Here is a 21,781-nt window from a genome sequence, read left to right on the forward strand (position 1 = left end):
TTCCTCGGTATTCATTATTCCTATTATGTTAAACGGACGAGTTAGCTATTAGAAATCAGGCGTTAAGGCACCTAGAAAGCGTTAGCTACGATTTTGGACACTTGATCAAGGCGATATGCATCCATATCGCTTTGAAAGTTTATGACAGATCTGAGCGTTGATAGTTAGATATTTAGCTGTGTACAAAAATGTTCTTCGTTTGCCATGCAGCTCTCATTTTTACAAGTTTCAATTGGAAGTATTTTTGTGGTTGGCAAACTCGCTTTTGTCCAAAAACGATTTTCACCAAGCTAGAAAAGTTTAATAAAACGCCCTTCATATATCCATGAAGGGCGTTTTTCTTTTATTCTGACTGTCTAGAAAGGTTACCTTTCACGCACGTAAGTGGTTTGAACTAAGGTATCCAAAACAACGTCACTTTTGGTGACTTTGAAGTTCAGTGGTTGTTCCAAATCCCCAAATAGAGGTGCGCCGCCGCCAAGTAGGATAGGGAAGCGAGTGATTACCATTTCATCGATAAGATCTTCTTTCAAGAAGTTCTGAATCGTTACACCGCCGTCGATGTAAAGATCGTTAAAGCCTTTTGCGTTTAGATCCGCAAGCACATCTTTTAGCTCGCCTTTTACTAGAAAGACTTTCTCTTCGTAGCCTTGTGGCACTTCTGTCATGGTGTTGCTGAGTACGAACACCGGTATGCTGTATGGCCAATCGCAACCAAAGCTCAGCACGACATCTAGGGTGTTGCGTCCCATTACTAAGCCATCAATACGCTCCATCAGTGAGAAGAAGCCAGTATCAATGTTGTCTGGATTTGGTACTGAATGTAGCCAGTCGAGTTTGCCCTGCTTATCTGCGATGTAACCGTCCAGACTGGTTGCAATAAATACGATATTTGCCATGAGTACCTCATCAAAATGGTGATGCTTGAGCCAAGCTAAAGTATGGTTTAAAATTAATTCTACAATGTAGAATAATTCTGAGTTTATCGGGAAGATCAAATGTCTGTCAACGAAAAGAAGCGCGGGAGACCAGCCGCCAAACAGTCGCAGTTAAGCGCAGAAAACATCCTAGATTCAGCTAAGTCATTGATGAAAAAGGATGGTAAGGTACCAAGCATTCGCTCGTTAGCGACGCAATTAAATGTCGATCCTATGGCGATCTATCACTACTTCAAAAACAAGAATGCGTTGCTTGAAGCGTTGACCACATCGCTGGTGGAGGAAATTTATCAACCGAAAGTGAATGAAGATTGGCAAGGCGAACTCAAAAACTTGTGTGTTAGCTACATTGAACTGCTGCGTGAATACAACGGGTTATTGCAAACCATGTTGAGCATGACATCTCATGGCCCTGCTCAAGTGTTTACCGAGCGCTATCAAATCATTGTTCAGCCTTTGGCATTGTCTCCGCAAGTGGAGAAAGACAGTTTGGATCTATTAGCAGATTACCTACACGGGTTCGCGTTCTCGATCAGTTGTTGCCACGATGCGAGTTTGATTAAGACGGAGATGATGGATGGGCCGTTGAATCTGATCTGTTCTTCGTTATTGGCATCTCGAACCTAGTTCACATTAACGTGTACTTTTTACTTATAGCGTGAAAGAAATTCCCATAACCAAAGGTTCTAACTAAAAGAGATTGCAGGACTTTTATTTGGCGAATTCGACCTAATATCTTGAGTATGCCCAATCGCAGTTGGCGAAGTGGTGATTTTAATAATGCTTGCTGGCGCGCAAAAGCCGTCAGTTTGAAGATGCATTCAAACACAATAAGGGATAACAATGACTAACGAATACATTCCACCAAAAGTTTGGACAAACGATAATGAAAACGGCGGTCAGTGGGCGAGCATCAACCGTCCGGATTCTGGCGCACGTCATGAGCAAGAGCTTCCAGTTGGTGAGCACCCATTCCAACTTTACTCAATGGGTACACCAAATGGTCAAAAAGTGACGATCATGTTTGAAGAGCTTTTGGCGGCAGGCGTAACGGCAGCAGAATACGATGCATACCTGATTAAGATTGGCGATGGCGACCAGTTTGGCTCTGGCTTTGTATCAGTTAACCCGAACTCGAAGATTCCTGCTTTGGTAGACCGTTCAGGTGCTGAGCCAGTGAACGTGTTCGAATCTGGTAACATCTTGTTTTACCTAGCAGAGAAGTTTGGTCACTTCCTACCAACAGAAGGCGCGAAACGTGCCGAGGTAATGAACTGGTTGTTCTGGCTTCAAGGTTCTGCGCCATACCTAGGTGGTGGCTTTGGTCACTTCTACGCGTACGCACCAGAGAAGTTCGAATACCCAATCAACCGCTTCACAATGGAAACAAAGCGTCAGCTAGACGTACTCGACAAGCGTCTTGCAAACAATGAATTCCTAGGTGGCGATGAGTACAGCATTGCTGATATCGCAACTTGGCCTTGGTACGGCAACCTTGTATTGGGTCGTGCTTACGATGCGGCTGAATTCTTAGGCGTAGCAAGCTACAAAAACGTTGTGCGTTGGGCGAAAGCGATTGATGAGCGTGAAGCGGTAAAACGTGGTCGCATTGTTAACCGCGCATGGGGTGAAGAGTGGGAGCAAGTGGCTGAGCGTCACAGCGCAGCAGACATTGATGCGGCGCTGGCGAAGAAGCCTGAATAATTGCCCTTTCTGAATGAGTAAAAAGGAATGCTTCGGCATTCCTTTTTTGTTGTATTAAAGCTCAGCTTTCTCAAGTAAGAAGTCAATGAGCACACGGACGCGCTTCGCCTTCTGAGTATTCTTGTGAAAGTAGACATACAAGCCTGAGTAGGGTTGCCAGTATTCTTCAAGCACAGGCACAATTTCACCTTTCTTAAAGCCTTCTTCGACCATAGGCGTCACGATTCGCCCAATCCCCAAACCGTTGTGAGCCGCATCTATCATCACATCCGTATCATTCACAATGAGGGCAGTTGGCATGTTGACGGTAAGGGTCTCGCCTTGATTGTTTAGATTCAGCGGAGCCACTTGGTTCGACGAAATAAATCGGTACTGAATCAGTTTGTGTTGTTTCAAATCATCAGGTGTTTCAGGTAAACCATATTGCTCAACATAGCCCGGTGAGGCGAATAACGCTTCTTTCACTGGGAGTGTAAGCTGGCGTGCAATCATGCCTTCTTCTACTCGGTCACCAAAGCGGATACCCATATCAAAGCCGTCACGAATGATGTCGATGGCTTTGTCAGAAACAGAAATCTCTAGTTGAATGCTCGGGTAACGTTGGCAGAACTCAATGTAGATGGGTTTGAGTAACGATTGATACACGAATCGAGGCACGGTAATACGGACTTTGCCCGAAGGGACTCGGCTCAAGTCGCTGACGCTTTCGACGGCAAGGTTTAGCTCTGACATCGACGCGAGCGTGCGTTCATAGAGCAACTGTCCCGCTTCCGTTAACTCAATGCGGCGAGTGGTACGCGTAAACAGGGGCAAGCCGAGTTGCTCTTCTAGCATCTTTAACGCTTGACTCACCGAGGGTGGAGCGATCTCTAATTTACGTGCGGCGGCGGTGATGCTGCCCTCTTGCGCAATGGTATGGAACATCATTAATTGGTTGTAGGTCGTGCCGTTCATGCCTTTTCCCGAGTGATGTGTTTATCTTTAGTTTCTACCTAATAATGATTTAAGTAAAGAGCGTCTAAAACTAAAGGTCACTTCGGCGTATTCTCTACTCATCGGTTAACGCTTCGAAACAGAGGAATCACGATGAGCAAAGTACTGGTAATTTCAGGCCACCCAAACCTAGATGAGTCATACACAAACACCGTTATCATAGACGAGCTAAAAGCGGGACTGAATGATGTTGAAGTTCGCCGCCTAGATACTCTGTACCCGAACTATCAAATTGATGTTGAAGCAGAGCAAGCGGCGCTCGTGAGTGCGGATGTGGTTGTGCTTCAATTTCCATTCTACTGGTACTCGTCACCAGCCTTGTTGAAAAAGTGGGTCGATGATGTATTCAATTTCAACTTCGCTTACGGCCCAGAAGGCGACAAGTTAAAAGGCAAAGATTTCATTCTTTCCTTTACGATTGGTGGCCCAGAAGAATCTTACGATCCACTTGGCTACAACCACTTTACTATCGAGCAGTTTGTTTACCCATTCCAACAAACTGCTTACTTGGCTGGCATGAACTACCGCAAGCCAATTTACACGCACCGCATGGTTTACATTCCAAATGTGTACAACAAATTGGAAGAGGTGCAAGCACGAGCAAAAGATCATGCGAGCCGTTTGTTGGCGCAGATTGAAGAGATCACGGCTTCACCAGAAAGTCGTATGCAGAAGTTTGTTGCCGAGTGGTTTGCTAAGTTCGATGTACTGGAAGAAGACACAGAGTTCTTTACCGATAAGCTAGCACAAGACGTGAAGTGGTCGATGCCAGAAGGTGAATTCCTAGGGCATGACGGCTTCCGTGATTGGTACGCGATTGCTCGTGCAACCTTCAAACCAAACTGCGATCACGACGTTCAGCAGATCGAAGTGAAACCAAATGGTGATCGTTTCCAAGTGGAACTGCGTATTCGATTAACAGCAGACAGTTATAAAGATTCGATGATGAAAGGTGAAGCCGTTAACTTAACCGTTAACGAGACGTGGCAAGTTTCGATTGAGGAAGCAGGCTCCATCACCATTCATGAATACAACGTTGTTCCAGTGGTGAGTTAGCTACCCTTGACCAATAACTCATTGCTTTATTTGCCCCAGGCCTTTGTGCTTGGGGCTTTTTTATGTGTAGGAACTTAACGTCCTAGCTCGTCAATATAGGCAATGACGCGGATAAAAAACGAGCGCCAAATGGACGCTCGTTTCTCATCTTGATGCTCTACCGCTTTTACTAAGCGACAGATTGTTTCTGTGCGGTGTTTTGATAAGCAGGCAATTCTGATCTCAAACCTTTGATCAAACTGACACACATCAGCAATAGAACAAAGGTAAATGGCAAGCCTGTTGCCACCACGCCGGATTGAAGCGCTTGCAGTGCTTCTTTACCACCGATCCAAAGCATGACTGCGGCGATAGAGCCTTCAATACACGCCCAGAAAATACGTTGTGGTACAGGTGCATCAATTTTACCGCCAGCCGTGATGCTATCGATAACCAATGAACCTGAGTCTGATGAAGTGATAAAGAACACCAAAATTAGAACGATAGACAGAACAGAAATAACAGAGCTAAACGGCATTGCATCGTATACGTGGAATAGCGTTAGCGAGATATCTGTCAGGCCGTTCGCACCCAATTCACCTACTTTATTGACGACTTGATCAAGCGCGATACCGCCAAATACCGCCATCCAAATCAGTGTCACTGTGGTTGGAATAACGATAACGGCAAATAGGAATTCACGAACGGTACGACCTTTTGAAACACGTGCGATAAACATACCAACGAATGGTGACCAAGATACCCACCATGCCCAGTAGAACACAGTCCAGCCGTGCATCCATTCCGTATCATCACGACCATGTGGGTTACTTAGCGCGAAGATGTCTTTTGCGTAAGCGACAGTCGTATCCCAGATAGAAGTTGTCGCTACATCAAAGCTAATGAACAACACGAAAGCCAGTAGGGCAAAGGCCACTGCCATGTTGATGTTACTTAGCAGCTTAACGCCGCCGTCGATGCCTCGAACGACAGAAAGAACCGCAATAAAGGTCACGAACGCGATCACGATCATTTGCATGCCAATACCGCCATCCAAACCAAATACGTGGTTGATGCCGCTGGTGGCTTGTTGTGCACCCAAGCCCAGCGAAGTCGCTAGACCAAACAGGGTTGAAAGTACCGCAAGAATGTCGATGACGTGACCTAACCAGCCCCAAGCTCTATCACCAAATAGTGGGTAGAACGCAGAGCGCAAAGAAAGTGGTAAGCCTTTATTGAAGGCAAAGAAAGCCAGTGAAAGTGCAACGATGGCGTAAATCGCCCAACCGTGAATGCCCCAGTGGAACATGGTTGCACCCATAGCGAGTGATTTTGCTTCCTCGGTGAAAGGTTCTACGTTCAGTGGTGTGCCGTACCAATCAGTGAAGTAGGCCGTTGGTTCCGAAACACTCCAAAATAGCAGACCGATACCCATACCCGCAGCGAACAGCATAGATAGCCAAGAGGCTGTTGAGTGTTCTGCTTGCGCGTCTTTACCACCAATGCGGATTTTACCGAGTGGTGAAAGTAAGACTGCGATAGCAAATACGATGAAGAAGTTAGTAGACCACATGAAGAACACATCGAAGTCAGAAATGATGCTGTTCTTAACGCCGTTTAAGGCATCACGGGCTGTTGAAGGATCAACAATTAAAAGAGAAGCAAGACAGAGAAGAACAAGACCAGCACTAATCCCAAATACTGGATTGTGGATATCAAATCCCCATTTTTGAACGTTATCTTGACCAACCTGATAGTCGGTAGTGTCGATACTATATTTTTTAGTGCATTATCCATAAATACAACATGTACGCTTTTTTAAATGTGCCTTTCCTGAACAAGAAAAACACTAAAACCGCCCTCCGATTGTTTTGAGTTCTAATTAAAAAATGCGACACGATCATAATGTTTTGTGTAAAACATTGCAAATCGATAGAGTTTTAAGGCTTTTAAGCTGGTTGTAAGCAAGGTTTTTAGTGAAAAATGCAATGAGGTGTAATGTTTTGATGTGTAAATATTCGTTTGGTGTTAACGAAGATTGTTTGACCAAAAGTGGCAACGTGGCACGCAAACAAAGGTTGGTAATGCTTCAAAGAACGCGAGCGCTGAACTAGGGCTAATCAAAAATCATGATTTCAAGGAATTGGTTAACGAATAAGCACAAATTCCAACGAACTTCGCATTCTTTTCGACAAATATCGAGTAAACGTAACCAATCGTAACAGAGGTGCTGTAACTGAACAGCGTTTCCATATACTCGACTTAGTTTGTAAGTTGTAAGCCACAGAATGCTGCTATGAGAAAAAACACTTTATTCAATGCTACGTTAGCGACCACCTTGACTGCTGTTTCCGCGTTTAGTTTTGCTGCTCCTACCGTTGTTCCAAATGCCCCAGAGCTCAGCTCTCGTGGCTACGTATTAATGGATTACCACACTGGCACCGTGCTAGTGGAACGTGATGCCGATAAACGCCTAAACCCGGCAAGTTTGACTAAGCTAATGACCGCTTATGTAGCGGGTCAAGAGGTCAAGTCTGGCAACATTAGCCTAGACGATGAAGTGGTGATTAGCCGCAACGCGTGGGCGAAAAACTTCCCTGATTCTTCGAAGATGTTTATCGAAGTCGGTACGTCGGTTTCACTGTCGGATCTTTACCGTGGATTGATTGTTCAATCAGGTAACGATGCCAGTGTCGCTATCGCAGAACACGTTGCAGGTAGTGAAGCGGGCTTCGTTGGTTTGATGAACAGTTGGGCGAACCAACTTGGTCTATCAAACTCTGCATTTACCAACCCACATGGTTTGGATAGCGATGGTCTGTATTCAACGCCGCGTGACATTGCAACGCTAGGCCGTGCGATTATCCGTGATCTTCCTGATATCTACCCGTTGTACAGTGAGACTTCGTTTACCTACAACGGCATCACTCAATACAACCGTAACGGCTTGCTACGTGACCGAAGCATGAGCGTTGACGGTATGAAGACGGGTTATACCAGTGGCGCGGGTTACAGTCTCGCGACTTCGGCAACCAACGGTGACATGCGTTTAGTCGCGGTTGTGATGGGTGCGAAAAGCCCTAGCGTGCGTGAGTCAGAGAGTAAACAGCTTCTGAGTTATGGTTTCCGTTTCTTCGATACCGTTGTACCAACGCAAGCAGGTAAAGAAGTAGCAACGGCACGCGTTTGGATGGGTAACCAAGACGAACTAAAAGTCGGTGTTGATCGTGATATCTACTTAACGTTGCCAAAAGGTGACGTGAACAAGTTGGAAGCCGAAGTGGAATACAATGGCGACCTAATGGCTCCAATTCAGCAAGACCAAGTTGTCGGCAAAGTGTTGTACAAAGTCGATGGTGACGTAGTCAAAGAAGCGGAATTGGTTGCGCTGGAACCTGTTGAAGAAGGCGGCATCTTTAAGCGCCTAATGGATTGGTTCAAACGTTTGGTTGCGAGCTGGTTCTAACTTCTCTTAATCCAATTCTATTTAAGCCGCATCTGAGTTTCAGGTGCGGCTTTTTTATTTTCCTCTCTAGCTCAGCCCTTTCTCCTCCTGACTCCAAAGAAGAACATACACAAATGGCAATAAAACTTGCCATTAGAGCATTTGCCTAACCATGGGCTGAAACGTGACATTCATATAAATATCGATTCTTATGCATGCTTGGGAATGCATTTGATTAATGCTATGGTTTTCTTATAAATCAGATGCTTCTAAAAAGATAAATCTAAATACAATCGAGATGGAACGTAATACTTCGTGAGAAAAAGCTATGTTGTCACCTTGTTAGCGGCGCTGCTTTGGGTAGTGGTCGCTTTCGCTTTGCACGATTACTGGCGTAAGGATTCGCCAAGTGAACATATCAAACAAACTGTCAGTCAAGATCCTCAAATTTTGCTTGCTAAAACAGCTCAAGGACAAGCGCTACTCGATGTGAGTTCGCTTATTTACAGTGATCCTGAAAGTGCGCAACAAGCGTTGGAGGCAGTCGGTAATGCCTTTTCGTCTGAGCTCGAAACCTCCTATGCCTTGTATCAGCAATATCGATTGGCGCGTGTGAATGATGAACCTCTATTGGCGGCAGACTACCTTCAGCAACTTCAAGCCATTGCCCGAGAGAGCGATCAACCATGGCTTGATGCCGTGTTGCTAGCAGACAGTGCGAAAGAGCACACCTTGCACGGTCGAAATGATGTGGGCTTGAGCGAAATAAAACTCGCCATCAATATAGCGGAGAAAGAGCACCTCAACTCGCTTTTGCCCAAGTTTTATAACGTCGCGGGCGCGTTGAGTAATGCGACAAACCAGCTGGTGGATGCTCAACGTTACTTCCTTGATGGCATTGATATCGCCGAACAAGTTGGGCAAGAGGCTTACAAAGGTACGATTTACAATAACCTTGGTCTGCTTTATCTGCACATCGAAAGCTGGGATAGAGCATTAGAGTTCATTCAAAAAGCGCAGCAAATTTACCTCAAGCGCCATGCCAAAGGGCATAAAGCCAGAGGATTGCAGATTATGTATCTCAATGAGGCGCATATCTACAATCGACAAGGTAAAGCCGAATTGGCTCGCACAGCGTATGAGAAGTCGCAAGAGTTCTACAAACCTACGTCAACCAATCTGCGCCATCACCTTATTCAGTTGAAAGGCAAAGCAGATATGTTGCTGTTGGAAGAGCAATATCCGAAAGCGTTGGAAACCACTCAACAATGTGTGATGTTGCCTTCAGCGGCAGATTATCCCATTGAATATGGCCAATGCTATTTGATCATGTCCAAATGCCAATTGGCGATGGGAGATTTAGACAAAGCCATGCAGAGTGCGGCTTTGAGCGCTGCGGCTTTCCGCTCAATCGAGCATCAACGCTGGTTGATTCGAGTGGAAGAACAAAAGGCGAAGATATTTGAACAATTGGGTGAATACGAACAAGCGCTGAGCTCGTTTAAACACTTTTCCGTCGACAGCAAAAAGCAGTTGCTGGGCAAAGTGTATGACTTAGAACAGGCGTTTGCGACAGAGCATATCCAACGGGAAAGAGATTTGTTGGAAGTCGAAAAGCGCTTGGCGGAATCTGAGTTGGACCAAGAAAAACTGCGCTTTCAGATTGCGATTATTTGGATTGCGATTTCAGCAGTGGTACTGGCGCTGACGGTAACAAAAGTGCTAGCCACGCAGCGCAAAAACCAAGAATTGGAGCAGCTTTCGTTGCTCGACCCTTTGACTCAATTGCACAACCGACGCTATTACTACGCGCAGATTGATCATCCAGAACACCTAGATGCCGAGGCGGAATATCGAGTTGTGTTGTTTGATATCGACAACTTTAAACAGGTAAACGATGTGCATGGACACGAAACGGGAGATCGAATTCTAGAAGGTTTTGCTGAACGTTTAAGAGTTCATGTTCAATCTCAAGAGTTACTTATTCGTTGGGGTGGTGAAGAGTTCTTAATGTTGTTGAAAACCACTGAGGATCTGGCCAAGCGTCTTGAGGAAATGCGCCAACACATTGGTGATGTTTCGTTTGAGACAGAAGAAGCGAGTTTGAATGTCACTACGTCTATTGGTGTCAGCCACGGCGGGTTAATCGAAACCTTCACTTACAACGATGAATACTTCCGCCGAGCAGATAAAAGTCTCTACGAGGCAAAACGTAATGGCAAGGATCAGGTCGTATTTCCAGAACCACCGGAGGCTCAGTAGCTTTAAGAATTGCGCTGAAAATAGATAAAACACAGAGAACGAAACGGCAGATTGATATGATAAATCTGCCGTTTTTATTTTGTGTTTCATGTTTTGGAGCCGGTGGTCGCCTACTCAATGTAGAGCACTCTTCAAGAGAACCATTCAGAACAAAAAAACGGAGTTACGTGTGCGCAAGATTCTATCTTTGACTTTGGCTATGTCACTTACTGGCTGTGTGATGCCGCAGCATCAACCAATGGAAACAGGGCAGTGTGTGGGTGTGATGTCATCGCAAGACGCTTATGGCTACCTCAACCCAAATCACTACACCATGCAAGTGCTGGCCTTAAAGAAAGAAAAGGATGTCAAAGAGTACATTCGCTACATCGATCCCAAACATCCGGTGTGGGTAAACTGGAAAAACAGCCGTGGCACACGTTGGTACACGGTGACGGTAGGGGATTTCAAAACCAAGCAAGACGCCTACAACGCCCTGTCCTCATTACCGAGTCGAGTTAAGCAATCTTCCCCGTTCGTCTTAACGTTTGCTGAGATGCAGCGCAAACAAGAGACCAGCGTTGTGCGTATGCGCTAGTGCTGTTCTTGTCATTCCAATAAGCGCGTTATTGTTACATATCGAGCCTTTGCAATCGGTTGGAAAGGCTCAACCTAACCACCAGTCGCCAATCTTCTTCAATCTACGCGCAAGATCACGCTTCTAACGCGCTTTTGATTTTACTTGTTATCGGGTATTTTCTAGTCTTCGCATCCCACTTTTTCTGTCGGAGTCACCATGAAGCAAGAAATGTACACCACCTACGCAAAGCAATACGATTTAGCCGCGCAAGATAACCTGTACAACGCGCATTTTGAGCGTCCAAACACCCTTGAACTGGTCGGTGATGTGGCAGGCAAAAAGGTGCTGGATTTAGGTTGTGGTTCTGGCATTTACGCGCAGCTTCTTCTTGAGCTGGGCGCAAGCTCAGTAACCTGCATCGACGCTGCTCAAGAGATGATCGATATCGTAAAAGAAAAGCTTGGTAGCTCGGTCACCGCTTACGCGCAAAACTTGGCGCTCGGTTTACCAGAAGAGGCGGACGGACAGTACGATTTGGTTATTTGCCCGCTTATGGTTCATTACATTGAAGATCTTCGTCCCTTGTTTAACGATATTCAGCGAGTACTAAAAGCTGGTGGTCAATTTGTCTTCTCGACCCATCATCCATTTGCCGATTTCGAATGTTCGGCCTCTGGCAATTACTACGATAAAGAGTTGGTTGAAGATATGTGGAATACGGTAGGAGAACCGGTTCCTGTGGCATTCTACCGCCGCTCATTGCAAGACATTACCGATGCGATTACGGGCAGTAACATGACGATGCTGGCGATTTCAGAAGGTAAGGTGAATGAGAAGATTCGTGAAATCTCTCAGGAGCATTACCAACGTTTGGCGACGTTCCCGAACTTCATCTTCATTAAATGTGTGGCGCTAAGCTAGCAAAATCAGTGAGTTCAGATAGAAAAAACGGAAGCGCAGAAGCTTCCGTTTTGTGATCTTAGCGTTGAGCTTAAAGTGCAGCGAGAATGGTTTCCGCTTTGCTTGCTTCGAATGTCTTTGGCTCTTCAACGTTTAGTGTCGTAACCACACCATTGTCGATGATCATCGCGTAACGCTGTGAACGAACGCCACCAAAACCGCCGGTGTCCATTTCTAGGCCCAGTGCTTTAGTAAAACTTGCGTCACCATCACCCAGCATTAGCAGCTCAGATGCGTTTTGTGCTTCACCCCAAGCTTGCATTACGAATGCATCGTTAACAGATACACAAGCAATCAGGTCCACGCCTTTTGCCTTTAGTTGGTCAGCCAATACGACGTAACCTGGCAGGTGTGCTTCAGAACAAGTAGGAGTAAATGCACCTGGAACCGCAAATAGAACCACTTTCTTATCTGCAAATAGCTCTGTTACTTGGTGGTTTACCATACCATCTGCAGTCAGTTCGCTTAGCGTTGCAGCAGGCAGTGCTTGACCTTGTTGAATCATGATTTTCTTCCTTTTGTGTATGCTTTATTTAGCTCACTCAGTCTAGCGCTAAAACCGCAGGCTAACCACGGAAGAAATGTAAGGTCTTAATTGGCTTAATAAAAACAAACCGCCGAAGTTGGCGGTTTGTTTATTAACTACATCGCGTTCAGGTAAGACTTATAAGAGTGAAGTCGAACCGTTGCTGCGCCAATCACATCAATGAAGCCAAACAGGCTGTGTGGTTTATTTGCAGCAATCCATGCAGAGCCAGTCGCACCGATTGGAATGGATTTACCTTCAGGTTCGAAGATTTCCAGAATCACTGTACGGCCGTGGCTACTGGTGTTTGCGCCTACGTGTTGACGAACGCTCTGTGGGCCTTGCAATGGCGAGACTGATGATTCTCCAGTACCCGCCGTGATGCTGTGAACGCGAGCTCGGAACACTTCACCCGGATACGCATCGACGTAGAACTCAGCAAACTGACCTTGTTCAACATAGCGGTAGGTTTGGTCTGGTATGCGCATCTCCAAGAACTTACGCGACGTGTCGTAGATGTGCATGTTGCCCACGCGGCTACCATCGGCTACGTTCACTACCGCAACTTGGCCATCGTATGGGGCTCGAACGGTTTTACGGCTTTGTTCAAACTCAGTCTTTTGCAAATCGGCATGCAAAGACTTCAACGACGCTTCTGCAACGCGAAGTTGAGATTCGTAGTATTCAATGTCACGCCCTTTGAAGATCTCTGGTGACGTTTTACCGCGAATAATATCGCGCTTTAACTGAGCCACATTTTCTTCTTGTTGAACAATGCCCGCTTTGATTTTTTCTACGTCAGCTAAAGAAGTGGTGTCGACGAGCGTATAGATCACATCGCCTTTCTTCACTTCTTGGTTGTGGTCGACATAGATGTGGTCAATCTGCTCGCGAAACAGTGGAGAGAGCACCGAGTGGGGCGCTTTCACCGTCGATGAATAAGTCAAATCAACTGGAGCCCACAAACGCGATAGAATTCCTAGCACCACCAGAATGAATGCACCGCCAGAGATGATCCAAAACGCGCTCTTAAATGTCCACTTAATCGCACCCGTTGAAACCAGAATCCACATGATCAGAATGTACGGAATCATTACCTCTTTCATGGCTTATTCCTCCGTCACTTTTGCGGGTGTTTGTGGTTGAGACGACAAACGGCTATTGCGAATGATGTTGCTCAGTGAGTTGCCAATGTGCTCCCAGTTCGCGAAGGCAATGATCAGCGCCAGAACCCACCAAGCTTTGTGAAGGAACAAACCGCACAAGGAGAGGGCAAACACCAATTGGATATGAGAGCTTTTCTTTTCTTGAGCTCGGTGAACCGCAACTTCATGGATCTGCCACAGCAAATAGATGACAAAAAGGGCAAGGGCTATGGTGACAGAGAACAGATAACCACTGAAGTATTCGGAGTTGAAAATCACCATCATGGTGTCGTTGGGCGTGTTGGTGAACAAGCTCATATCAATGTCTTTTGAATTGATCGTGCCCATGGGTGCAAGCAAGTAAGCCCCACCAAGCATGAGAGCCATGAATAGTGAGAACTTTAATAGCACCATAAAAATCGCAAAGATAACGCGACCTATGGCTTTTATGACGTTCATAGTTATACCTTTTGTCGATGTGTGAGGGTAAAACGTTGAGCGTGTGATTATTGTTTTGTCTTTTGTAATCACATGCGCGGAATTGTATGAAAAAACGTCATAAGTTGAGTTATATATGATATAAGTTACGCTCATATCAGTATGAAGATATTCGAGAACACATAATCTATGAAGCACTCAGACTACAGTCTTATCCCGACCTTCGTGGCGATTGTCGAAGAGAAGAGTTACACCAAAGCGGCACAACGACTTGGTGTGAGTCAATCTGCGGTCAGCCAAGCGGTAGTCAGGCTTCGTGAGGTGTTTAAGGATGCGTTATTTATTCGCGAAAGCCACGGCGTGGCACCAACAGCCTTCGCCATTGATATCTATCCCACATTAGCAACAGCGGTAGAAAGCATCGCTTATATGTTGCCAGAGCACTCACGATTTAATCCTGCTGAGTGCGATAAGCGTTTTGTGATCTCTTCACTCAGTGTGTTCAGTTTTACTTTGCTGCCAGAGCTTTCAGCCTTGCTTAACGAAAAAGCACCGGAAGCAAACACACGGATTGAGCCGCTTTTCACTATGGACTTAACCAGTTTGCTGAGGTCACAGCAGTGCGATTTGGTGATTGAAGCTCAGACCAATTTGCACCCGCATTTGCGTTCACAGATTTTGATGTCCGATAAACTCACGGTTGTGTGCCGAGAGGATCACCCTCGGTTACAAGGCAATACCATCAGCGTAGAAGAGTACCTTAACGAGAAGCATGTGACCCTTTCTCAGTTTGACCAACAAAACGGTTATTTGATTGGTCGTGGCATCAAGAACGAGCAGATCCTAGGGAAGCGCCAAGTGGCATGGCAGGCGGGAAGTATCATCGAGATACTGCCAGTGGTACAGCGCTGTGATTATCTTGCTCTGATGCCACAAACCTTACTGGAGCAATATCGAGATTTGTATCACCTCAGAGAGCTTGAAGCTGAGTTCATGAAAGATCCGATCGATGTGGCGATGTATTGGCACCCCTCTCGCACTAATGACCCAAGCCATCAATGGTTACGTGAGCAGTGTTTATTAGCTGCTGAGAAATTTACCAAAAATCATTAGATTAACGCGAATATTTTCTCTATATCGCATGGATGGATCTTTAATGAGACACTAGACTGTAAATATATTCCTCAATATAACTGGGGTTTTTGTGCAGGGAAGTCGCGTTTTTTTTACGAGTATTCGAACTAAGTTTATTGTCACTTATACAGTAATGACGATTTGCTTCGTTTTTATTTTGTTTGGTGCCCTTTACTTTAAAGAGCAGCAACGTGTATTTAGTGTTGCCCTAAATAACTCGATTCAAGTCTCAAACCTCCATTCTGATGTGATCAGCCAAGAGTTACAAAGAAATATCGCTTCACTTCGAACCATCAGTGGTCATCAAAGAGTTCAGCATGGTGACGTTCCGTTCATTATTGAAGAATTGAAATGGCTATACAGCATGTCACAACATGCGATCGTGAACGCTTTGTTCGTCGACAACAAATGGAACTTGGTTGATTATCAAGGTCGCAAAACAAAAGTTACGCTGGCAGATATTACGGAGGATGTGAAATGGCAACAAGCACAATACCATGTCACTAAGCCACACATAGGTTTAGTGACAGGGGAGCCATTGATTGCATTGGGTGTACCGGTCTTTGATTCACAAAATGAGTGGAGTGGAATTGTTGCTGTATCAATCTCAGTTGATTATTTGAGCAAGAGATTGGCTAAAGTAAAACTTGGAAATAGCAGTTATGCTTGGATTGCCGATAATGATGGAAATGTGGTTTCTCACCCGAATAACGCTCTCATTTTAGAGGCAAATATCTTTGATGCTGACAGTATCGGCTTTGAAGGCTTTGGGAGTATTGCACAGCAAACACGACAGCATGATATCGGATACGGGCATTATTATGATGAAAATGTCGGTGAACCTAAGATTGTTACTTTTTCAACCATTGATACTTTACCGGGCTGGACGTTGTTCGTTACAACGGAAGAATCAGATATATTCCTTGATATCAAAGCACTAGTAGAAGATGTCACCATTACTTTATTAGTGGTAACCATCGTTTTTATGCCGATCATTTTCTATCTAACCAACTCAGTGACACGCCCGATTTTAGAACTCACAAAGGACGTAAAAAATTCGGTCAGCAGTCACTACACTGAATTCGCAGGTCAAAACTCTTTGGATGAAATCGGTCAGTTGTCTAACGCGTTTAAAAACACCATAGAGGAGATTCAACAACACAATCGAAACTTGGAGGATGTGGTTGCGCGAAGAACCAACGAGTTAAATGATGCCAATCACGATCTCGCGATGTCTGTGAAACTACTCAACGAAAACAACCAGAAGTTAACTTGGTTAGCTATGTATGATCCTTTAACCAACTTATTCAATCGACGAGCCTTAATTAACCAAGTACATCAAGAGTTGGTCAATAAGACGATGCATTCTCATTCAACTTCTCTGATTCTTATTGACCTTGACTACTTTAAAGCCGTGAATGACACATTTGGGCATGATGTCGGTGACCAAGTGCTAATGCATGTGGCCGACTTCCTGAGTGCCAATGTAAGAACGCAAGATTTGATCGCAAGGTGGGGTGGAGAGGAATTTGTCATTTTGTTGAGGGATACATCGATTGAGCAGAGCGAACAAATTGCTACCAACCTACAAGAAAAAATGACACTAGAGAACTTCTCACCCGTCACAAGCATGACATTTAGTGCTGGTGTTGCTACATTAAGCGCAGGGCAAAGCTTTGATGACTTGATCGCGAACGCAGATAAAGCACTCTACACAGCTAAGAAGTCGGGAAGAAACTGTGTGAAAAGCTGGGTATGTGTTTGATGAGCAAGGGACTTGCGCGACCACAATGCATTTGTTTACCTCTGACGAGGAAGGGCTAGGTCACTAGCCCTTATTTGATTCAATTGGTAATCAATCAGTGATTCGCTAAGTAATCAGCGACTTGAGCACGGTATTTGGCTTTAAGTGCCTCGCTGATGAAGCTCGCATTAATGGCATTGATCGTAAACTGAGCCAACTCTGGCTTCGTCATCGGGTGTGCATTACTGACCGCCATAAAGTTATCTGTCATGTAACCACCAAAGTACGCCGGATCATCCGAGTTAATGGTTACCGCGACACCTTTACGTAGCAAATCGACAATGTTGTGCTGCTCCATTTCGTCAAACACGCAAAGCTTGATGTTCGATAACGGGCATACCGTGAGTGGCATTTTACTTTCGATGAGCGCTTCGACTAACGATGCATCTTCAACGCAGCGAACACCATGGTCGACGCGGCTAACGCCCAGCATCTCGACAGAATCGATGATGTTTTGTGCCGGACCTTCCTCGCCTGCGTGTGCCACGGTGAGTAAACCTGCTTCTTTTGCTTGTTGGAACGCACGTTTGAACTTCTCTGGCGGATGTCCAAGCTCTGAAGAATCCAAACCAACACCGACGATTTTGTCTTTGTGTTTAACAATGGATTGCAGTGTTTCAATCGCGCTCTCTTCCGATAGGTGACGCAAGAAGCACGCAATGATTTGAGAGGTGATACCTAACTTCTCGTTACCATCTTGCATTGCTCGGTGAATACCATTGATAACAGTCTCAAACTCAATGCCACGGTCGGTGTGGGTTTGTGGGTCAAAGAAGATTTCAGTATGGATAACGTTGTCAGCTTTGCAGCGCTCTAGGTATGCCCAAGTCAAATCATAGAAGTCTTGTTCCGTGCGAAGCGCGTTAGCACCTTGATAGTAGATATCTAGGAAAGACTGCAAATCTTCGAACTCGTACGCCTTGCGCAGTGCTTGCGGTGATTCGTATGGGATGTCGATGTTGTTGCGCTGTGCAAGCTCAAACAACAGTTCTGGCTCTAGCGAACCTTCGATATGTAAGTGTAACTCTACCTTTGGAAGACCTTGAATAAATGCGTTCATATTCCACCTCTTCTTATGCTTTTACGTGGATGCAATTACTCTAAGAATAGGTATAGATTGAGAAAAATCGAACGCCATTACAAAGAGTAAGATCCACAGTGATCTCGACTCTTCGTAATCAGCACTTTGCGGGAGCTGGTAGAGACCCCCAAACCATATCATTGGGGTTATACGAAGCAAACGGTTGCGATTATACGCAAAAATTGGGGCTTGGCTAGAGCTAGTGAGTAAATTGTAATTCTTTGGGAAAAGGGAAAAGGGAAAAGGGAAAAGGGAAAAGGGAAAAGGGAGCGATTTCATCGCATGATGGTTTCGTTGTCAGCACACACCTGGCTGAGTCGAATATTCAGTGGCTAATACTGAATCACATCATGCGAGAAACATTGGGAGTCATATCGAGTTTATTGTGCGTTGCTCATTGTGAGCTCTCATTGTGAACTGAGAGAAGGGGTGGCGATACCTTGCACATCGATACTTTAAATTGAGAAGAGTAGAGAAAAGGAAATGAAAGGGAATGTATTTATAGCACGAACATTTTATCAAATTCTCTTTGCTCCATGATGTCCTCAATTCGGCGGCGAGTTTGTTGTTTTATCGCAGCAGCGTTTTGTTCGGACTCTTTCTTTTCTTGCTCAATTTGCTTCTTGCTTTTATTTGCCATGTTTTTCACCTCGGGAATTTCTTCCTAAATTTCCACATTAATTATTAATGCACGAAACTGATTTATTTAATAATAAAACTTCCTAGCTTTGAACCTGAGTCACACAGAATGTCACCGGAATAGGTTTTCTCACAGTATTTAAAATCAATGAGATAGCAAGCAGATTGGAGTTTTGGCAATATATGGCGCCTTAAAATATCACTGTTAAGTTGGTGAATTTTGGCGTTCCAAGAGATGTCGGGTTGTTTTAAACGGAATTCAATCTCTATCATTTATTCTCCTGTTTCTTTGTGATCTTTTCTTTATTCGATAATTGATACCAGTGTCTTTGACGACCTGTTCTTCTAGACATAATTTTTCCTAATTTTGGTAATTTACATACCAACGACGGCGACAGTGATCTGACTAAAGATACCTTGTTCCAACGATGGATACAGTGGTGCAGCCCATTTCTTTTAGGCAGCAGAAAACCGAGCAATATTTGATTGCTGAGTATTAAGTTTGAGGAATTTTTGAAGGGGGGAGAGAGTTTGGTGCAGCGAGGAAATGCTGCACCAAGAAAAGCTATCTTATAGAGGAGTAACTTCAGTCGCTTGAGGACCTTTTTTACCATCTTCTACGTTGAAGCTTACTTTCTGACCTTCAGCCAAAGTTTTGAAACCGTCAGCAACGATAGCGTTGAAGTGTACGAATACATCTTGGCCGCCGTTGTCTTGAGTTAGGAAACCAAAACCTTTAGTTTCGTTGAACCATTTTACTGAACCAGTTACTTTACCAGACATAAAAACCTCTGAAATTAAACAATAATGTACGAATTGTGATGGATCTTTTTTAAGCTATTGAATGTGCAATCAAGAGGAAGTTTTACGCAGGAGTCTGAACCGAAGATTCAGGATGTTACTGAGAGGGAACTTAAACTAAATGTAGCATTAACAGCTCTTTTCTAGAGCCAGCCGCCACTATACAGGGTGTTTAAAAAATAGCTACATTTATTTTTCATTTTTTTTCGTTCGAAAAAGTTGATGAAGTAGAACAATTTTTCCCCCTCATAAACTCAGTACTTGCTCTCTAGAATCAACTCATATCCTAAAGGGAGGCAAGATTATGAGTACAGTGAGAGAGATTCGTCAGATTATCCCATCACATGCAACTGCTGATGGTGACGGCGTGAAAATTCGCCGTGTCGCAGGCTTTAACAATGCGAGCTTTTCACCATTCTTGATGGTAGATGAACTGAAATCAGACCAAAGAGCCGATTACGTAGGCGGGTTCCCTCCGCATCCACACCGAGGCATTGAAACGCTGACTTACATGTTAACGGGACACTTCCAACACCGTGACCACATGGATAATGTTGGTGAACTTCGTTCCGGTGGTGCGCAATGGATGGCAGCTGGTCGAGGCGTCATTCATGGTGAAATGCCAATAATGGAAGACGGTGAGCTGCACGGTTTCCAAATTTGGATTAATCAACCAGCGCGAGACAAGATGGCTCCGGCGCAATATCACGACTTCCAACCGGAAACCATTACCGAACATCGCGCAGAGGCGCATGGCTTAGTTCGCGTTATTTCTGGTGAGCTGAATATTGATGATGAACTAATTCGAGGGCCATTGAGTAAAACTGGTGTGCCTGTGACAGTCGCTGATTGGCAAGCGCACCAAGGCGCGTCGTTAAACCTGATGACGCCTAACGATCACAATATGATGGTCTATGCTTATAAAGGCAGCATTAATATTGGAGAGCGCGTTGTCATGCAGGGAGAAATGGCACTGCTTTCTAAAGGTGAGTTAGTGACGCTTCAATCCAATGACACCAGTGGCGTACTGCTCTTTATCGGCGAACCAATTGATGAGCCTGTAGTGCATTACGGCCCGTTTGTCATGAATAGCATCGAAGAGATTGAACAAGCGATTCAAGATTACAACTCTGGATTGTTTGAAACGTATTAGTTTGACCGACAATCGTGCGCACTGAACTCGCACGATTGGTGACCCCTAAGTGATTTGGAGTCCGTGCATTGGGCTCATACGCAAGCAAAGACGATATCCACTGCCATCGAATTTGCATCAGCCACACTAACATGGTGTGGCTTTTTTTATTCAGCTGCGTTTTGAAAGTGGTGTTTAGCTCTGTTCCCAACGCGTTATGGCATGCTTGCCAAACTCCAAGCCCAATTCATAAGCTTTGCGTAATGGTTCTGGCGAGCGGCTCAAGCGTTTTAATTTAAAGCCTTCTGGTGGACAGATTTGAATGATCTCAACGCCAGCGGGTGGATTCTCTATCAATTCCAAGCTCTGGTTATAGCGAATATGACGCGTGAGCATTGGCTCTACCAAAGCAGGATGATCTTTCAACAGGCGTGCTGTGAGCTTTTCAAGTTTAGGTTTGGATTTACGATAACTGGCTGGCCGACTTCTTAGCACCATGATTCTGGTCGCGCCGCGTTTAATGGCTTCGGCGACGGGAATCGCATCCGCTACGCCGCCATCAACATATCTCACACCATCTAAAGCGACACCGTTTCGGTACATGATGGGCAGGGCGCTACTGGCTTTCATGGTTTCTGCCAGCATTTGAATGGATGGCGTGAGGTATTCTGGTTGTCCGTTGTCCTGTCGAGTGACCCCCAAAAAGAAAGGACGAGGATCAGCAGAAAGCACGTCTCTATCTATATCGAGTTCTTTAAGCGTGATATCCCACATCCAATCCAAGTCCATCATGTCACCGCCACGCAGCAGTTGGGTGGGAGAAATGAACTCTTTACGCAAGCTGTAATCAAGATAGATTTTGAGGTTCCTTCCCGGCATTTGTGCAAGGTATGCGGCTAAGTTGCTCGCGCCTGCCGAAACGCCCCAAAAACTGTCAAACGGGGAGAAGTCTTGCTTAATAAAATGATCGAGTATGCCGCAGGAAAATACCCCGCGCATGGCACCACCTTCAACAACCAGTGCCCGAGAGCCAACGTGTTCCATTCTAGCCATCCGTTTTGATTATTCTGATTTGGGATACGAGCTAATTAGAGTAACGGATCTAATGCGCATTCCCAAATCGCGTTCGCTTTGGTCTCACCTTGATGAATCTATTTTTATGTTATAACATAACAATAATCAAAA

Annotated in this window: 21 protein-coding genes and 1 riboswitch; of the genes, 10 read left to right on the forward strand and 11 right to left on the reverse strand. The window is 45.0% G+C overall.

Going from position 1 to position 21,781, the window contains the following annotated elements; translation table 11 throughout:
* Window positions 1-365 precede the first annotated feature (365 nt).
* Complete coding sequence (locus KJB05_RS20600) at window positions 366-899, reverse strand: dihydrofolate reductase family protein (protein WP_208445073.1); 534 nt, start codon at window positions 897-899, stop codon at window positions 366-368.
* A 99-nt stretch (window positions 900-998) separates the two neighbouring features.
* Between KJB05_RS20600 and KJB05_RS20605 the strand changes: the two genes are divergently transcribed.
* Both KJB05_RS20605 and yghU read left to right on the forward strand, forming a co-directional pair.
* Window positions 999-1,565 (forward strand): TetR/AcrR family transcriptional regulator, encoded by a 567-nt coding sequence (locus KJB05_RS20605; protein ID WP_039985357.1) that lies wholly within the window; start codon window positions 999-1,001, stop codon window positions 1,563-1,565.
* A gap of 216 nt (window positions 1,566-1,781) precedes the next feature.
* Entirely contained in the window at window positions 1,782-2,642 is an 861-nt protein-coding gene (gene yghU / locus KJB05_RS20610; protein WP_208445072.1) for a glutathione-dependent disulfide-bond oxidoreductase, read from the forward strand.
* 54 nt (window positions 2,643-2,696) lie between these two features.
* On the opposite strand, the gene KJB05_RS20615 is transcribed toward yghU, so the two are convergent.
* Window positions 2,697-3,596, reverse strand: a complete 900-nt coding sequence (locus tag KJB05_RS20615; RefSeq protein ID WP_005439129.1) for a LysR family transcriptional regulator — start codon at window positions 3,594-3,596, stop codon at window positions 2,697-2,699.
* A 132-nt stretch (window positions 3,597-3,728) separates the two neighbouring features.
* Here KJB05_RS20615 and KJB05_RS20620 point away from each other — a divergent pair, with 132 nt between their 5' ends.
* Window positions 3,729-4,691 carry an NAD(P)H-dependent oxidoreductase gene (locus KJB05_RS20620; protein WP_208445071.1) on the forward strand — a complete coding sequence of 321 codons (963 nt, stop codon included), beginning with the start codon at window positions 3,729-3,731 and terminating at the stop codon, window positions 4,689-4,691.
* A gap of 169 nt (window positions 4,692-4,860) precedes the next feature.
* Here KJB05_RS20620 and KJB05_RS20625 read toward each other — a convergent pair whose 3' ends face one another.
* Entirely contained in the window at window positions 4,861-6,441 is a 1,581-nt protein-coding gene (locus KJB05_RS20625) for a BCCT family transporter (RefSeq protein WP_213053133.1), read from the reverse strand.
* A gap of 525 nt (window positions 6,442-6,966) precedes the next feature.
* Between KJB05_RS20625 and KJB05_RS20630 the strand changes: the two genes are divergently transcribed.
* From KJB05_RS20630 to KJB05_RS20645, 4 genes are all read left to right on the forward strand, one after another.
* The gene (locus tag KJB05_RS20630; protein WP_005439123.1) at window positions 6,967-8,136 is read left to right on the forward strand and encodes a D-alanyl-D-alanine carboxypeptidase family protein; all 1,170 of its coding nucleotides are present in this window, start codon (window positions 6,967-6,969) and stop codon (window positions 8,134-8,136) included.
* A 294-nt stretch (window positions 8,137-8,430) separates the two neighbouring features.
* On the forward strand, window positions 8,431-10,377 hold the full coding sequence (locus KJB05_RS20635; RefSeq protein ID WP_208445069.1) for a diguanylate cyclase: 1,947 nt from the start codon (window positions 8,431-8,433) through the stop codon (window positions 10,375-10,377).
* Window positions 10,378-10,546: 169 nt separating this feature from the next.
* Window positions 10,547-10,954: an SPOR domain-containing protein gene (locus tag KJB05_RS20640; protein ID WP_009706270.1), complete on the forward strand. Its 408-nt coding sequence runs from the start codon at window positions 10,547-10,549 to the stop codon at window positions 10,952-10,954.
* Between the two features lie 198 nt (window positions 10,955-11,152).
* Window positions 11,153-11,857, forward strand: a complete 705-nt coding sequence (locus KJB05_RS20645) for a class I SAM-dependent methyltransferase (RefSeq protein ID WP_208445068.1) — start codon at window positions 11,153-11,155, stop codon at window positions 11,855-11,857.
* A 70-nt stretch (window positions 11,858-11,927) separates the two neighbouring features.
* Here the strand turns inward: KJB05_RS20645 and KJB05_RS20650 are convergent, their stop codons facing one another.
* From KJB05_RS20650 to KJB05_RS20660, 3 genes are all read right to left on the reverse strand, one after another.
* Window positions 11,928-12,401 (reverse strand): peroxiredoxin, encoded by a 474-nt coding sequence (locus tag KJB05_RS20650; RefSeq protein ID WP_005531886.1) that lies wholly within the window; start codon window positions 12,399-12,401, stop codon window positions 11,928-11,930.
* A gap of 137 nt (window positions 12,402-12,538) precedes the next feature.
* Window positions 12,539-13,528 (reverse strand): efflux RND transporter periplasmic adaptor subunit, encoded by a 990-nt coding sequence (locus KJB05_RS20655; RefSeq protein WP_199455286.1) that lies wholly within the window; start codon window positions 13,526-13,528, stop codon window positions 12,539-12,541.
* Between the two features lie 3 nt (window positions 13,529-13,531).
* A complete protein-coding gene (locus KJB05_RS20660; RefSeq protein WP_009706267.1) occupies window positions 13,532-14,026 on the reverse strand; it encodes a hypothetical protein in 495 nt (164 codons plus the stop codon).
* Window positions 14,027-14,194: 168 nt separating this feature from the next.
* On the opposite strand from KJB05_RS20660, the gene KJB05_RS20665 reads away from it, so the two are divergent.
* A complete protein-coding gene (locus KJB05_RS20665) occupies window positions 14,195-15,118 on the forward strand; it encodes a LysR family transcriptional regulator (RefSeq protein WP_208445067.1) in 924 nt (307 codons plus the stop codon).
* 154 nt (window positions 15,119-15,272) lie between these two features.
* Window positions 15,273-16,904, forward strand: coding sequence for a diguanylate cyclase (locus KJB05_RS20670; RefSeq protein ID WP_208445066.1), 1,632 nt, complete (start codon window positions 15,273-15,275; stop codon window positions 16,902-16,904).
* A 94-nt stretch (window positions 16,905-16,998) separates the two neighbouring features.
* Here KJB05_RS20670 and KJB05_RS20675 read toward each other — a convergent pair whose 3' ends face one another.
* The 4 genes from KJB05_RS20675 to KJB05_RS20685 all read right to left on the reverse strand — a co-directional run bounded on the left by KJB05_RS20675 (window position 16,999) and on the right by KJB05_RS20685 (window position 19,446).
* Window positions 16,999-18,003 (reverse strand): adenosine deaminase, encoded by a 1,005-nt coding sequence (locus tag KJB05_RS20675; protein WP_045483598.1) that lies wholly within the window; start codon window positions 18,001-18,003, stop codon window positions 16,999-17,001.
* Window positions 18,004-18,098: 95 nt separating this feature from the next.
* Window positions 18,099-18,198: riboswitch (purine riboswitch) on the reverse strand.
* 325 nt (window positions 18,199-18,523) lie between these two features.
* On the reverse strand, window positions 18,524-18,664 hold the full coding sequence (locus KJB05_RS20680) for an adenosine deaminase (protein WP_208445065.1): 141 nt from the start codon (window positions 18,662-18,664) through the stop codon (window positions 18,524-18,526).
* A 62-nt stretch (window positions 18,665-18,726) separates the two neighbouring features.
* Window positions 18,727-18,936, reverse strand: coding sequence for a hypothetical protein (locus tag KJB05_RS28775; protein WP_005452681.1), 210 nt, complete (start codon window positions 18,934-18,936; stop codon window positions 18,727-18,729).
* 297 nt (window positions 18,937-19,233) lie between these two features.
* Window positions 19,234-19,446, reverse strand: a complete 213-nt coding sequence (locus KJB05_RS20685) for a cold-shock protein (protein ID WP_005439099.1) — start codon at window positions 19,444-19,446, stop codon at window positions 19,234-19,236.
* 322 nt (window positions 19,447-19,768) lie between these two features.
* On the opposite strand from KJB05_RS20685, the gene KJB05_RS20690 reads away from it, so the two are divergent.
* A complete protein-coding gene (locus KJB05_RS20690) occupies window positions 19,769-20,617 on the forward strand; it encodes a pirin family protein (protein WP_208445064.1) in 849 nt (282 codons plus the stop codon).
* A gap of 174 nt (window positions 20,618-20,791) precedes the next feature.
* Here the strand turns inward: KJB05_RS20690 and KJB05_RS20695 are convergent, their stop codons facing one another.
* On the reverse strand, window positions 20,792-21,640 hold the full coding sequence (locus KJB05_RS20695) for a patatin family protein (RefSeq protein WP_208445063.1): 849 nt from the start codon (window positions 21,638-21,640) through the stop codon (window positions 20,792-20,794).
* Window positions 21,641-21,781 lie beyond the last annotated feature (141 nt).

The organism is Vibrio sp. B1ASS3 (assembly GCF_905175355.1).
Classification (GTDB): Bacteria; Pseudomonadota; Gammaproteobacteria; order Enterobacterales; family Vibrionaceae; genus Vibrio; species Vibrio owensii.

Bases quoted from the DNA above. Each gene is read 5' to 3' on its own strand.
- KJB05_RS20600 (WP_208445073.1), bottom strand. From the start codon at position 899: ATGGCAAATATCGTATTTATTGCAACCAGTCTGGACGGTTACATCGCA.
- KJB05_RS20605 (WP_039985357.1), top strand. From the start codon at position 999: ATGTCTGTCAACGAAAAGAAGCGCGGGAGACCAGCCGCCAAACAGTCG.
- yghU (WP_208445072.1), top strand. From the start codon at position 1,782: ATGACTAACGAATACATTCCACCAAAAGTTTGGACAAACGATAATGAA.
- KJB05_RS20615 (WP_005439129.1), bottom strand. From the start codon at position 3,596: ATGAACGGCACGACCTACAACCAATTAATGATGTTCCATACCATTGCG.
- KJB05_RS20620 (WP_208445071.1), top strand. From the start codon at position 3,729: ATGAGCAAAGTACTGGTAATTTCAGGCCACCCAAACCTAGATGAGTCA.
- KJB05_RS20630 (WP_005439123.1), top strand. From the start codon at position 6,967: ATGAGAAAAAACACTTTATTCAATGCTACGTTAGCGACCACCTTGACT.
- KJB05_RS20645 (WP_208445068.1), top strand. From the start codon at position 11,153: ATGAAGCAAGAAATGTACACCACCTACGCAAAGCAATACGATTTAGCC.
- KJB05_RS20650 (WP_005531886.1), bottom strand. From the start codon at position 12,401: ATGATTCAACAAGGTCAAGCACTGCCTGCTGCAACGCTAAGCGAACTG.
- KJB05_RS20655 (WP_199455286.1), bottom strand. From the start codon at position 13,528: ATGAAAGAGGTAATGATTCCGTACATTCTGATCATGTGGATTCTGGTT.
- KJB05_RS20660 (WP_009706267.1), bottom strand. From the start codon at position 14,026: ATGAACGTCATAAAAGCCATAGGTCGCGTTATCTTTGCGATTTTTATG.
- KJB05_RS20665 (WP_208445067.1), top strand. From the start codon at position 14,195: ATGAAGCACTCAGACTACAGTCTTATCCCGACCTTCGTGGCGATTGTC.
- KJB05_RS20670 (WP_208445066.1), top strand. From the start codon at position 15,273: ATGACGATTTGCTTCGTTTTTATTTTGTTTGGTGCCCTTTACTTTAAA.
- KJB05_RS20675 (WP_045483598.1), bottom strand. From the start codon at position 18,003: ATGAACGCATTTATTCAAGGTCTTCCAAAGGTAGAGTTACACTTACAT.
- KJB05_RS20680 (WP_208445065.1), bottom strand. From the start codon at position 18,664: ATGGCAAATAAAAGCAAGAAGCAAATTGAGCAAGAAAAGAAAGAGTCC.
- KJB05_RS28775 (WP_005452681.1), bottom strand. From the start codon at position 18,936: ATGATAGAGATTGAATTCCGTTTAAAACAACCCGACATCTCTTGGAAC.
- KJB05_RS20685 (WP_005439099.1), bottom strand. From the start codon at position 19,446: ATGTCTGGTAAAGTAACTGGTTCAGTAAAATGGTTCAACGAAACTAAA.
- KJB05_RS20690 (WP_208445064.1), top strand. From the start codon at position 19,769: ATGAGTACAGTGAGAGAGATTCGTCAGATTATCCCATCACATGCAACT.
- KJB05_RS20695 (WP_208445063.1), bottom strand. From the start codon at position 21,640: ATGGAACACGTTGGCTCTCGGGCACTGGTTGTTGAAGGTGGTGCCATG.